Source organism: Haloglycomyces albus DSM 45210 (genome assembly GCF_000527155.1).
Classification (GTDB): domain Bacteria; phylum Actinomycetota; class Actinomycetes; order Mycobacteriales; family Micromonosporaceae; genus Haloglycomyces; species Haloglycomyces albus.
Map to the genome: position 1 here is coordinate 2,641,617 of NZ_AZUQ01000001.1, position 12,833 is coordinate 2,654,449.

At 61.2% G+C, this 12,833-nt stretch carries 9 protein-coding genes; 8 read left to right on the plus strand and 1 reads right to left on the minus strand.

What is annotated here, in order from left to right:
• Window positions 1-19: 19 nt before the first annotated feature.
• Both mnmA and HALAL_RS0112260 read left to right on the plus strand, forming a co-directional pair.
• The gene (gene mnmA, locus HALAL_RS0112255) at window positions 20-1,123 is read left to right on the plus strand and encodes a tRNA 2-thiouridine(34) synthase MnmA (RefSeq protein ID WP_025274280.1); all 1,104 of its coding nucleotides are present in this window, start codon (window positions 20-22) and stop codon (window positions 1,121-1,123) included.
• Window positions 1,116-2,126 (plus strand): uroporphyrinogen decarboxylase/cobalamine-independent methonine synthase family protein, encoded by a 1,011-nt coding sequence (locus HALAL_RS0112260; RefSeq protein ID WP_025274281.1) that lies wholly within the window; start codon window positions 1,116-1,118, stop codon window positions 2,124-2,126. Before mnmA ends, HALAL_RS0112260 begins: the two co-directional genes overlap by 8 nt.
• A gap of 40 nt (window positions 2,127-2,166) precedes the next feature.
• On the opposite strand, the gene HALAL_RS0112265 is transcribed toward HALAL_RS0112260, so the two are convergent.
• Window positions 2,167-3,339: an amidohydrolase gene (locus HALAL_RS0112265; RefSeq protein WP_025274282.1), complete on the minus strand. Its 1,173-nt coding sequence runs from the start codon at window positions 3,337-3,339 to the stop codon at window positions 2,167-2,169.
• Between the two features lie 244 nt (window positions 3,340-3,583).
• Here HALAL_RS0112265 and ligA point away from each other — a divergent pair, with 244 nt between their 5' ends.
• The 6 genes from ligA (at window position 3,584) to gatB (ending at window position 12,765) form a co-directional block, all read left to right on the plus strand.
• Window positions 3,584-5,728 carry an NAD-dependent DNA ligase LigA gene (gene ligA, locus HALAL_RS0112270; RefSeq protein ID WP_025274283.1) on the plus strand — a complete coding sequence of 715 codons (2,145 nt, stop codon included), beginning with the start codon at window positions 3,584-3,586 and terminating at the stop codon, window positions 5,726-5,728.
• A gap of 340 nt (window positions 5,729-6,068) precedes the next feature.
• Entirely contained in the window at window positions 6,069-8,126 is a 2,058-nt protein-coding gene (locus HALAL_RS0112275) for a putative bifunctional diguanylate cyclase/phosphodiesterase (protein WP_025274284.1), read from the plus strand.
• Window positions 8,127-8,503: 377 nt separating this feature from the next.
• Entirely contained in the window at window positions 8,504-9,283 is a 780-nt protein-coding gene (locus tag HALAL_RS0112280) for a ZIP family metal transporter (protein WP_025274285.1), read from the plus strand.
• Window positions 9,284-9,467: 184 nt separating this feature from the next.
• Entirely contained in the window at window positions 9,468-9,767 is a 300-nt protein-coding gene (gene gatC, locus HALAL_RS0112285; protein WP_025274286.1) for an Asp-tRNA(Asn)/Glu-tRNA(Gln) amidotransferase subunit GatC, read from the plus strand.
• 2 nt (window positions 9,768-9,769) lie between these two features.
• Window positions 9,770-11,272 carry an Asp-tRNA(Asn)/Glu-tRNA(Gln) amidotransferase subunit GatA gene (gatA, locus tag HALAL_RS0112290; protein WP_025274287.1) on the plus strand — a complete coding sequence of 501 codons (1,503 nt, stop codon included), beginning with the start codon at window positions 9,770-9,772 and terminating at the stop codon, window positions 11,270-11,272.
• Window positions 11,273-11,277: 5 nt separating this feature from the next.
• Window positions 11,278-12,765 carry an Asp-tRNA(Asn)/Glu-tRNA(Gln) amidotransferase subunit GatB gene (gatB, locus tag HALAL_RS0112295; RefSeq protein ID WP_025274288.1) on the plus strand — a complete coding sequence of 496 codons (1,488 nt, stop codon included), beginning with the start codon at window positions 11,278-11,280 and terminating at the stop codon, window positions 12,763-12,765.
• The last annotated feature ends 68 nt before the right edge of the window (window positions 12,766-12,833 follow it).

Consider the following 12,833-nt stretch of genomic DNA (forward strand, 5'->3'; position numbering starts at 1 on the left):
TTCGGGTTAAGCTAGAACGATGCCCAAGCGAGTACTGGCCGCCATGAGCGGAGGAGTAGATTCAGCAGTTGCCGCCGCCCGCGCCGCCGAGGCCGGACACGACGTGACCGGAGTGCATCTGGCGCTCTCGAAAAACCCCCAGACCTATCGCACCGGAGCACGCGGATGCTGCACGGTCGAAGACAGTCGCGACGCGCGTCGTGCCGCCGACGTCATCGGCATCCCCTTCTATATCTGGGACATGTCCGAACGCTTCCACGAAGAGGTCGTCGAGGACTTCTACAGTGAATACGCCGCCGGCCGCACTCCCAATCCCTGCTTGCGGTGCAACGAGAAGATCAAGTTCCAAGCCGTGCTCGACCGCGCCATCGCCCTTGGCTTCGATGCCGTCGTCACCGGACACTACGCCCGCAAGGGCGACGACGGCCTCCTACGCCGCGCGATCGACCCCGACAAGGACCAGTCCTATGTGCTCGGTGTCTTGACCCCGGTGCAGCTGGAACATTCCATGTTCCCTCTGGGCGACACTCTGAAAACAGACATTCGTACCGAAGCCGAGGAACGTGACCTCGCCGTCGCCCGCAAACCCGACAGCCACGACATCTGCTTCATCTCCAACGGCGATACCTCCGGCTTCCTCAAAAAGAAGCTTGGGACCAGCGAAGGCGACATCGTGGACTCCACCACCGGCGACGTCATCGGAAACCACGACGGCGCTCACCAGTTCACCATCGGGCAGCGTCACGGACTCGGCCTGGAACGCCCCGCCGCCGACGGAAAACCACGTTACGTTCTCTCCATCACCCCGGTGGAGAACAAGGTCGAAGTCGGACCGCGCGACGCCCTCAGGATCGGACGCATTCACACCGGGGTGCCGGTCTGGCTCAGCGCTCGGCGCAGCGAACCGTTCCGAGCCGAAGTACAGCTGCGCGCCCACGGCGCGCCCGTACCGGCGACCGTCACCGTCACCGACGACAGCCTGACCGCCGAACTCGACGAACCGGCCTACGGAGTCGCCACCGGACAAACCCTGGTGATCTACGAACCGTCCGACGACGGCGACGCGGTATTGGCGTCCGGAACGATCGAATCGACCGAATCACTTGAGGGTGCCGGTGTCTGAACTGCCGAAAGGAAGCTCGACGGGAATCGGATCGCTTCCCGGAACCGACCCGCATGAAGCCGCTCGCCTGGTACTGGGGGAGCTGACCTGGCCACACCTACCCGAACTGCCCGACCGGGGAGTCGGCGCGGAGATGATCGGACGTGGTGTGGCGACCCTGGTGAACCTGCCGTTTCAACGGTGGGGAAGCTACTGGCAGGTTGCCGACGGACCGGGAACGGATCTGAGTCGCGCTCGCGATTTTCTGGAGCGTGACATGGACGCCTTCGGTGAGGTCGGGAGCGATTATTCGGGACCGCTGCGCGTGACGATGGTCGGACCGTGGACCCTCGCCTCGCAGTTGTGGCGTCGTTCGGGAGGCGCGATGGTGGCCGATCCGGGGGCCGTCCGCGACGTGTCGGCATCCCTGGCGGAAGGCCTTGGACGTTTGCTGGAACAGCTTCGAGAGCGCGTCCCGGGAGCGACATGGTCGCTGCAATTGGATGAGCCAACGTTGCCCTCCGTTCGGTCGGGCCGTCTACGTGACGAGTCCGGCCTGGGTTTCTATCGCCCGATCGATCGTGATGTCGTGACGGCGCGCCTGCGCGACGTTATCGAGGCGGTCGGAGTGGAAACCGTACTGCATTGTTGTGCACCGGGTTTCGACCTGGAGTCGGTATCCGACAGTGGGGCGAGCGCGGCGGCCGTAGATGTGACGCTGCCGGAATTCGTAGAGGCAAAGGGCCTGGATCGTATTGGTGAGTACTTGGATTCGGGCCGGACGTTGTTGGCCGGTGTGGTCGACGCTTCCGTTGAGGTCGACCCGAAACGTCGTACCGAGGTCCCGGTCGCGCGTTTGCGCCGAATCTGGTCGATGCTGGGATTCAACGAAGACCTGATCGCTTCACAAACGACGGTGACCCCGCGCTGTGGGCTGGCCGGTCGAGCACCGCATGAAGCCAGGACCGCGATGAAGACGGCAACCGAAACGGCGGAAGTGTTGCGGCGGGCTCTGGACAATTGACGGCCGTGCCGGGACGGACCGGGCACGACCGTGTGATTTTTTAGGCCCCGGAGGTGTCCACTTCGGTGCCCTTGATGAAGGCCCGCTCGACTTCGGAGTAAATGTCCAGTGGGTCACCGGACCATACGCACAGGGTGCCGTGTTTGCCGGATTCGAGGGAGCCGACCTTGTCGTCGATGCCCATCATCGCCGCCGGGTTGATGGTGACGGTTCGTAGAGCGTAGTCACGGTCAAGCCCGGCTTTGATCGACAGTATGACCTGAGTGATCAGCTGGTTGATCGGTATGACCGGGTGGTCGGTGATGATCGAAACCTCGACTCCCGCCTGATGCAGTAGTCCGGGGCCGCGCAGGGTGCGATTGCGCAGCTCCATTTTGCTGCGGGAGGTGAGGAGCGGTCCGTTGGCGACGGGGATGTTCTTCTCCGCCAGAAGGTCGGCGATGAGGTAGCCCTCGGTGCCGTGGTCGATCACGAGCCGGTAGCCGAATTCTTCGGATACTCGGATGGCGGTGGCGATGTCGTCGGCACGGTGGGAATGCTGTCGCCAGGGAAGCTCGCGTTTGAGTACCTTGCCGATGATTTCATTGCGCAGATCGCGCTCGACGGTGTTCTCGTCCTCGGCGTTTTCGATCTTGGCGAGGTAATTGCCCGCCTCGACGAAGGCGCTTCGCAACATCGCGGCGTTTCCGAGACGGGTGGACGGCTTCTTGTCCTTTCCGCCGTAGACGCGCTTGGGATTCTCGCCGAGGGCGGATTTCACTCCGGTGGGCTCACGCAGAAGCATTTCTTCCACGGTTCGCCCGTGTGTATTGACCGCAACGGCCTGACCGCCGACGATGTTACCGCTTCCGGGCATGATTCCGACGGTGAGAACTCCGCCGCTGCGGGCGTCGTCGAATCCGATGTCGGCGGGGAAGATGGCGTCCAGAGCTCGAACGTCGGCGGTATTGGGGTCGGTCAGTTCGTTGACGTCGGAGCCTTGCGTTCCGGCGGCCTCTTCGTGTACTCCCAGGTGGGTGTGCGCGTCGACCAGGCCCGGGGTGACGTATTTGCCGTTGACGTCGTGGGTGGGTGTGCCGGAGGGAATCGAGGTGTCGCTGCCGCCGACGGCGGTGATGACGCCGTCTTCGACCACGACGGTTCCGTTGGGGACGGCCTCACCGGTAATCGGAAGTACCGTGGCGCCGGTGAGAGCGAAGGTGTTGTCGGCCATGGTGCGAACTCCTTCTCGCAAGTGAGTGTTGTCGACTTCGGATGTCGACCGGTAGCCGATGGGGTGGCCGCCGACGGCATCCTAGCCGCTTGGCTAGTAGCCTAGCAGGGTCGTGAATTGCCTGATGCGGCGGTCAATCTGAGACCTTTTGTGCCCGAGTTGTCGGAATCGACTTGATTGAATACCGGGTTCGACCCGCCTGGAACGAGGCGAGACCGTCGGACCCTGATGTCACAATGGAGGGGTGACTGCCGAGGAAAAAGACTTCACACAGGCCAAGGAACGGCATGAGGAGCTTGCTGCCGAGATCACCGAACACCGTCGTCGCTACTACGTCGACGACGCCCCCACGGTTTCGGACGCCGCTTTTGACCGATTGATGCATGAACTGATCGAGCTGGAAACCGCGTTTCCCGAGTTGGTCAACGCCGATTCACCCAGTCAGCGGGTGGGTACCTACTCCACCGCCTTCGCTCCAGTGCGCCATCCGCAGAAAATGCTCAGTCTCGACGACGTCTTTGAACAGTCGGAGGTGCGGGCTTGGGCCGATCGAGTCACGCCGCACGTTCCCGACGCGCGGTATCTCTGCGAGGTGAAGATCGACGGTTTGGCCGTGGATCTGTTGTATATCAAAGGGCGGTTGACCTCGGCGGCGACGCGCGGTGACGGTGTGACGGGCGAAGACGTTACCGCCAATGTCGCTACGATCGGCGCGGTGCCGCAACGACTGGTCTCCGACGGTGATTACCCGGTTCCCGAGCGCCTCGAGGTGAGGGGAGAGGTCTACATTGCCGTCGAGGATTTCGAAGCTTTGAACGCCCATCAGGTCGAGGTGGACGGTCCGGTTTTCGCCAACCCGCGCAATGCCGCCGCCGGTTCCCTGCGGCAGAAGGACGCCACCGTCACCGCTTCCCGCCCGCTCAGCTTCATCGCACACGGCATCGGGGAGCATGTGGGGTTCGAACCCGACGGCCAGTCGCATTCGTATCGTGCACTCGACAGCTGGGGTATCCCGACCAGTCCTTACTGGAAACTCGTGGACTCCGTTTCTGAGGTATTCGATTACATTGATCATTATGGGGACAACCGCCACAGTCTGATTCATGAGATCGACGGAATCGTGGTGAAGATCGATGACATCGCGTCTCAGGAGCGTCTCGGTGCTACCGCGCGTGCCCCGCGCTGGGCGGTGGCGTACAAGTACCCGCCCGAAGAGGTCAATACCCGGCTGCTGGACGTCAAAGTCTCGATCGGGCGTACCGGAAGAGCGACTCCGTACGCGGTTCTGGCTCCGGTTCGGGTGGCCGGCTCCGAGGTCGAGTTTGCGACCTTGCACAATGCTGACCAGGTGCGTGCCAAGGGGGTTCTCATCGGCGATCTCGTTGTCGTGCGGAAGGCCGGCGACGTGATTCCGGAAGTGGTCGGGCCGGTTACTCAGGTCCGTACCGGAAACGAGAGAGACTTCGAAATGCCGGAGGCCTGTCCCGAATGCGGTACCGCGCTGGCGCCTGCCGCTGAAGGGGATGTGGATCTGCGTTGCCCCAACGCCCAGTCGTGCCCTGGGCAACTGCGGGAGCGTTTGGCCTTCCTTTCCGGTCGTTCGTGTTTCGACGTCGACGGTATGGGGTATGTGGCGTGCGCGGCCCTGGTACAGCCGTTGGATCCGAGTCAGCGCGTATTGGACGATGAATCGGGAGTGTTCGCGCTTCGTATGGAAGATCTGCTTCCCATTCAAACCGTGGTACGCGATCCCGATACCGGTTTGCCCAAGCACGACGCCGAGGGCAACGAAAAGGTCGTCACCTATTTCGCCACCAAGACGGGCGAGCCGAAGAAAACGACGATTCAAATGCTCGACAATTTGGAAAAGGCAAAAGAACAGAACCTCTGGCGTGTGGTCAACGCTCTGTCAATTCGCCATGTGGGGCCGGTTTCCGCGCAGGCATTGACAGAATACTTCGGTGACATTCAGAAGATGATGGAGGCGGATGAGGCGGAACTTGCCGATATCGACGGCGTCGGTCCCACCATCGCCGCCGCAATTAAAGAATGGTTTTCCGTCGATTGGCATCGTAATATTGTGGACTGTTGGCGTACGGCCGGCGTGCGAATGCGTGAAGACGTTGAGACCGAAGGCAGTGGCCTCTCCCAAACCTTGGCGGGCGCGACCGTCGTTATTACCGGAGCGCTGGAAGGCTATACGCGTGACAGTGCGGCCGCTGCGGTGAAGGCGCGTGGCGGTAAGGTGACCTCGTCGGTATCGAAAAAGACGTCAGTGGTTGTGGCAGGGGAATCAGCGGGTTCGAAGTACGATAAGGCGCTGAAACTCGGTGTGCCGGTGGTTGACTCAGACGGATTCGACGGATTGCTCGAGTCCGGAGTCGAGTAAGGAACACTAAGATAACAAAATTGTAACGATTGGAGTCGGCGCGCGCAACTCCAATCGTTTTGCGTGGTTTTTTCCCGGAGTCGTTGTAGTCTGAAATTCGCTATGTGACATATTAAATAATAATATCTCTTCACCATTATAAATGGCTGCAATTGTTACTATTTCGTAACTCACTGGAAGGGTTTGGTCGTGAGTGTGGTGTTTATAAGGGAGACAAGAAAATACCGTGAATAGCTTATTCGGCGATGCCGTCCGCCTACAAAGGGTTCCGGGTGTTCCTCAGTAGGCTCGGCGAGGTTTCGAATAAGGCTGCACTTGAACGAGTTCAGCAGGAGGAGAAATGGCGACCACCTTGATGCGGAATACCGCGCCCAGCGACAGTCCCGGGCGCTACTACCTGTATCTCGCCGTGGTGGGGATCGGCGCCGCTCTCGGTGTCGGCGTGACGCTCCTGTCACTCGATGCGAGTTGGGCCGCCCTGCAGCCGGCCTCCGCGGCCTTCGTCGTGTGCGCGGTAGTGGCCGTTGTTTCGGAATTCGACCCTTTGCGATGGCGCGGTATCCACAGTACCGCCGCTTCCCTGGTCTCGATATCCTTTGTCCTTGCCCTGCTGGCTACCTGGGGATTGATTCCGGCTCTGGTCGTGCAGGCGATCGCTATATCGATCGTGGGTTTTCGAGTTCGATCTTCGCTGCTGCGGGCCCTGTTCAACTTGAGTCAAACCACGCTGGCTCTCATTGCCGCGGCCGTGGTCTGGAACTGGCTCGCAGGTGGTGCGACCTGGCTCAATACTCCCTCACATATTCTCGCTCTTATCGCTTCCGGAGCGGTGTGGTCGGTCGTCAGTTACAGCTTTGTTTCCGGCGCGTTGACCCTTCGCCTGGGCGGCAGCTGGTTGAGTCATTGGGTTAAGTGGGTGAAGGGAGAGTGGAAACTCCGTTCGCTCCTGATCGTCGTCGCGCCGGTCATCGCCTTGGCCGCCACGACCTCGGTATGGATGGTCGTCACCGTGGCTCTTCCCCTTTTCGGCCTGCATTATCTCCTGCGCGTCATGGCGCAGCGAGAACGTGAGGCCGAAACCGACAGCTTGACCGGTCTACTCAACCGTCGTGGCTTTCAAAGCGAGTGTGAACGAAAGCTGCTGGACGCCGCCGAGACCGAGACCGCAGTAGCGGTGGTCGTTCTCGACGTCGACCGGTTCTCCGAGATCAACAACGCCTTGGGACACGGCATCGGGGATCGTGTGCTGCGTGAACTCGCCCAGCGTTTCGTGAATGAGAACGTGCCGGGCAAATTGTTGGCCCGTCACGGTGGGGACGAATTCGCCTTTGCGTGGTCGGAACTGGACGGTATGACCGACCCGATGGAATGCGCTCGGGCCGTGAAGGGCGCCTTGGACGCTCCCATTTCATTGGGTGAGTTCAGCGTTGAAGTGGACGGATCGGTCGGGGTCGCGGTTTACCCGGATGACGGTGACGGTTTCGACACCGTTCTGCAGCACGCCGATATAGCTCTGTACGAAGCCAAACGACGGTCGTCGACGTATACGCGGTACACTCCGGACTTCGACCATCCCTCGCCGGAGCGGATCACCCTGCTCGCCGATCTACGTCGCGCTTTGGAAAGTAGTGGGACCCCCGGTGTCGAACTGTTCTACCAGCCTCAGATCGACTTGCGCGACGGGCGAGTGGTGGGGGCCGAAGCTCTCTTGCGATATACCCACCCCACTCGAGGACACGTCCAGCCTTCGGAATTGATCGCGGCAGCGGAACAGTCCTCGGTCATGCGTATGTTGACCGAACGGGTGGTCGAGATTGCTCTACGCCAGATGAAAGAGTGGGAGCGCGACGGATTCGACCTCGGCATGGCGGTCAATGTGAGCGTGCGTGATCTGCAGTCGGCCGAGTTCACCGACTATCTGACCGGGCGTGTGAAGGAACTTGGGGTGGAAGCCGGTAAACTGCGCCTGGAAATCACCGAAAGCGCGTTGATGGACGACCCACGCCGGGTGGTGGGAAACGTAGAGAAGATCGCCGACATCGGCGTGCAGATCAGTCTGGACGACTTTGGCACGGGTTTTTCCTCCATGCAGCATTTGAGACGTCTGCCGGTCAGCGAAATCAAAATCGATCGCCTTTTTGTCTCCAACCTGACTGAAGACAGCGACGACGCCGCGATCGTCTCGTCGACGATCGATTTGGCGAAGGCACTTGATCTCAATGTGGTAGCCGAGGGAGTTGAGGACGACTCGACTCGCGATCTTCTGCGCAGCTGGGGCTGTCACATCGCCCAAGGCTGGCATTTCGCACGCCCGATGGACGCGGTGCGGTTCGACGTCTGGCTGCGTAGCTATCAGGCGCACGAGGCGGAGTCACGAGGACTGCGGGACGTTTCCTGATCGTCGTTTGGGCGCTTGAAAAAGGGATCGCGCAACACCCAATCGCGATCCCTTCGCTGGCTCTTTAGAACACCACCACAAGTGACAATCAATGCCACTCGCACATCAGCAAGGAAACAGAAAGGAAACCAGAACTTTTTCATTCCCTGAGCCAGGTTGAAACCCGTATGGATCTCAACAATATGAAGAGTACCACATGTTTCCTCGAGTTTGAACCTGCCCCGTAGGCCAAAACAGTTCGCAGCGTAAAGCTGGAGGGTGATTCGTATCGTCCACAGTGGGGCACCGAGTTCCGATCAAAGCGATACTCTCAGTATTATTATCGACAACCATTGCCAATAATCGAGGAGTGTTCGCATTGTGAAGGAACTGAGATAATGCCGGGTGGATTCACTGCCTTCCTGGAATGGACGGTTCTCGGCCCCGTTCTCTTCAGCTTGATATCAGCGGGCACCACCTTGCTGGGCGGTGTTACCGCCGCCCATCTCACCCGAGGTAAAGAGCTGGTCATGGCCCTGGCCGCCGGTCTCATGTTGGGAGTGGTGTTTTTCGACCTCATTCCCGAGGCGCTCGAACTGACCGGAGGGGCGTGGCATGGAGTCCCTGAAGCGATGCCCGCCGTGGCCGCCGGTTTCTTCACCTTTCATCTCCTTGAACGGCTGCTCGGCGCACATCCGGGACATGAGCGCGGATACGCCGTCCATTCGCACAGCGTTCGCCGGCTCGGCCTTCTCGCCGGCGGAGGTTTGGTGTTCCATTCTCTGCTGGACGGATTCGGTATCGGTACGGCGTTCCAAGTCAGCGGCGGCCTCGGACTCTCGGTGGCCGTGGCGGTGATCGCGCACGACTTCGCCGACGGGTTCAATGCCTTCACCCTTCCCAGCGCGTACGGCAACGAACGCAAACGTGCCTTCCACGTCCTGTACGCCGACGCCGCCGCACCAGTCGTTGGTGCAGGATTGGCGATCTTCCTCACTGTTCCTCCGGAAACCGCTGGACTGTACCTTGGGTACTTTGCCGGCGTCCTGCTCTATCTCGCCACGGCAGAAGTGCTCCCGCAGGCACACTCCCGCCGTCGCGGCCTGGCATTGTTGGCGACCGGTACGGCGATGGGGGCCATGTGGCTCATTGTCGGATTCGCCGAGCACTCGAATTGACCAAGGTAGGCGACTACTGCCACGCGGGTGGCCGGTTCGTCGATCGCAGCCGCGACGGCTTAAAATTGATGAGTCTTCCCAGACCAATTCTCGTTTCCCGCTTCCCGGTCGTCGCGACGAACCTCGGGCCACGGCGGAACCGGGAATGAGTCGTACACAATTCGAATTTGTAAGGACAAACAACGTGAGCACTATTTCTCGCGACGAAGTCGCGCACTTGGCGCGCCTCGCTCGACTGGAGGTCACCGAAAGCGAACTGGACTCCTTTGCCGATCAACTCGACGTCATTCTGGATTCGATGAAGTCGCTCTCCGAAGTCGATACCGACGGAGTCGAGCCGACCTCACAATCGGTTCCCTTGATTAATGTGTTCCGGGAAGACCAACCTCATACCTCGCTCGAAAGGGACGACGTCCTTGCCGGAGCGCCCGATACCGCCGAAGACCGCTTCCGTGTACCACAGATTCTCAGCGAGGAAGAGTAAGCATGAGTGAACGCATCATCGACAAGACCGCCGCGGAACTGGCCGACGACATTCGCGATGGAAAACTGACGTCCGTGGAAGTCACTCAGGCGTTTCTGGACCGCATCGCCGAAGTCGACGACACTGTTGGAGCCTTCCTCACGCTTGACGCCGAGGGGGCCCTTAAAGCAGCTGCCGAAGTGGACACCGCATTGGGTGCCGGGGAACGGCTCAGCCCCCTGGCGGGTGTTCCGATCGCGGTGAAGGATCTCTTCGTGACCAAGGGCTTGCGAACCACGGCCTCGTCGAAGATTCTGGAAGACTGGATTCCCCCGTACGACGGAACGATCGTGAGCCGCCTACGTCAAGCCGGGCTACCGATCCTGGGTAAAACCAACCTCGACGAGTTCGCCATGGGGTCGTCGACCGAGTATTCGGCCTTCGGAGCCACGAAGAACCCCTGGGACACCGACCGCATTCCCGGCGGGTCCGGTGGCGGCTCGGCGGCGGCGGTGTCGGCCCGGATGGCGCCGATCGCGCTGGGAACCGACACCGGTGGCTCGATCCGTCAACCTGGTGCGGTGACCGGAACGTTTGGTGGCAAGCCCACCTACGGGTCCAATTCCCGCTACGGGGTCGTCGCCTTTTCCTCGTCTCTGGACACTCCGGGCCCGGTCAGCCGCAACGCTTTGGATGGAGCCCTGCTCAACGAGATCATTTCGGGGCACGACGAGCGCGATTCGACCTCGATCCCACAGGACGTGCGTCCGGTCGCCGAGGGTGCACGTACCGGAGCCACCGGGGACCTGGACGGCGTCACTCTCGGCGTGGTGAAGGAATTCGCCGACGGTTCCGCGCAAGGGGCCGAGGCGGGAGTATTGGAAGCCTATCAGGCGGGTGTCGAGCAGCTGATCAAACTCGGTGCCACCGTCAAAGAAATCTCCGTGCCGCACTTCCGGTACGCGCTGCCCACTTACTACCTGATCGCTCCGTCGGAGGCGAGCTCGAACCTGGCGCGGTACGACTCGGTACGGTACGGCCTGCGGGCCGGTGACGACGGTAAACATTCGCTGGAGCAGGTCATGAGCCTGACTCGCGAAGCCGGGTTCGGTCCCGAAGTCAAGCGCCGCATCATGTTGGGAACCTACGCCCTGTCGGCCGGCTACATCGACCAGTTCTACGGCCAGGCGCAAAAGGTCCGCACTCTGATCAAACGGGATTTCGACGCCGCCTTTGAACAGGTGGACGCCTTGATCAGTCCAACGACCCCGTTCGTGGCCTTCCCGTTCGGCTCGCGAACCGCCGACCCGTATCAAATGTATCTGTCCGACCTCTACACCATTCCCAGCAACCTCTACGGGGGACCCGCAGTGTCCGTTCCCACCGGCCTGTCCGAAGGAATGCCGGTCGGTTTGCAGGTGATGGGTCCCGTCATGCGCGACGAAGTCTGCTATCGCATCGCAGCGGCGCTTGAAACGACTCAAAGTCCACTGCTGGCCGACACCGTACCGGAAATCGAGGAATAGCCGTCATGACCACATTGAACAAATACGACAAAGCCGTGGCCGACTATGAACCGGTTCTCGGTCTGGAAACGCACGTCGAACTGGGCACCAAGACCAAGATGTTTTGCGGCTGCACCACCGTCTTCGGCGCCGAGCCCAACACGCAGACCTGCCCGGTCTGCCTCGGTCTGCCCGGGGCCCTGCCGGTGGCCAACCGGACCGCGATCGAATCCACCATTCTGATCGGCTTGGCGCTCAACTGCCGTATCGCCGAGTGGACGCGGTTCGCGCGTAAGAACTACTTCTACCCCGACATGCCTAAGAACTTCCAGACGTCGCAGTACGAAGAACCACTGTGCGAAGACGGATACGTCGACGTGACGGTGGACGGCAAGGAGTACCGGGTCGAGATCGAGCGTGTCCACCTCGAAGAGGACACGGGTAAGAGTCTGCACGTCGGTGGCGACACCGGACGGATTCACGGTGCCACGGAATCGCTGTTGGACTTCAACCGAGCCGGTATACCGCTGGTGGAGATCGTGACCAAACCGGTCCCCGGTGCCGGTGAGCTCGCTCCGGAAGTCGCTCGGGCCTACGTTACCGAACTGCGGGACATTCTGCGTTCGCTCAACGTGTCGGACGTGCGGATGGAGCAGGGCAGCCTGCGTTGCGACGTCAACCTCTCCCTCAACAAGCCCGGCGACGAGTGGGGCACCCGCACCGAGACGAAGAACGTCAACTCGCTGCGCAGCGTGGAACGAGCCGTGCGCTACGAGATTCGCCGTCAGTCAGCGCTTCTGGACAAAGGCGAGAAGATCCACCAGGAAACCCGCCACTTCCACGAGGCGACCGGCGAAACCTCCGACGGCCGCTCGAAGGAGACGGCCACCGACTACCGGTACTTCCCCGAGCCGGATCTCGCGGTCATGGAACCCGGTCGCGAATGGGTGGAGGAGCTGCGTCAGCGACTACCGGAGTTGCCGTCCAAACGACGTGCCCGCCTGCAGGGTGAATGGGGCCTGTCGGACCACGATATGGATTCGGTCAACAACGCCGGAGCGGTCGACCTGATCGAGGCCACGATCGACGCCGGTGCGAGCCCGTCCGCCGCGTTCAAATGGTGGATGGGTGAGCTGTCGCGCCGCGCCAACGACGCGGGTGAAGAGCTGGACTCGATGCGTATCGGTCCGGGCGAAGTAGCCGAGTTGCAGAACATGGTCGACGAGGGCAAACTCAACGACAAGCTGGCTCGTCAGGTCATTGACGGCGTACTGGCGGGAGAGGGTGGCCCGGCCGCCGTCGCCGCCGAACGCGGGCTTGAAGTCGTCTCCGACTCCGGAGCGCTCGAGAAGGCGGTCGACGAGGCGATCGCCGACAACCCCGACGCTGCGGAGAAAATCCGAGGCGGAACTCAGGCCGCCGCAGGGCCTCTGATCGGACAGGTCATGAAGGCCACGAAGGGACAGGCCGATGCGAAGACGGTTCGGGAGTTGATTCTGAACAAGCTCAGCTAAGAAACCGTGGAGTCGACCGGGAGACGTAGGGATACGTCCCCCGGTTTTCTCTGTCCAGAGGTGGACCC

Coding starts and splice junctions, on each gene's coding strand:
- mnmA (WP_025274280.1), top strand. CDS start 20: ATGCCCAAGCGAGTACTGGCCGCCATGAGCGGAGGAGTAGATTCAGCA.
- HALAL_RS0112265 (WP_025274282.1), bottom strand. CDS start 3,339: ATGGCCGACAACACCTTCGCTCTCACCGGCGCCACGGTACTTCCGATT.
- HALAL_RS0112275 (WP_025274284.1), top strand. CDS start 6,069: ATGGCGACCACCTTGATGCGGAATACCGCGCCCAGCGACAGTCCCGGG.
- HALAL_RS0112280 (WP_025274285.1), top strand. CDS start 8,504: ATGCCGGGTGGATTCACTGCCTTCCTGGAATGGACGGTTCTCGGCCCC.
- gatA (WP_025274287.1), top strand. CDS start 9,770: ATGAGTGAACGCATCATCGACAAGACCGCCGCGGAACTGGCCGACGAC.
- gatB (WP_025274288.1), top strand. CDS start 11,278: ATGACCACATTGAACAAATACGACAAAGCCGTGGCCGACTATGAACCG.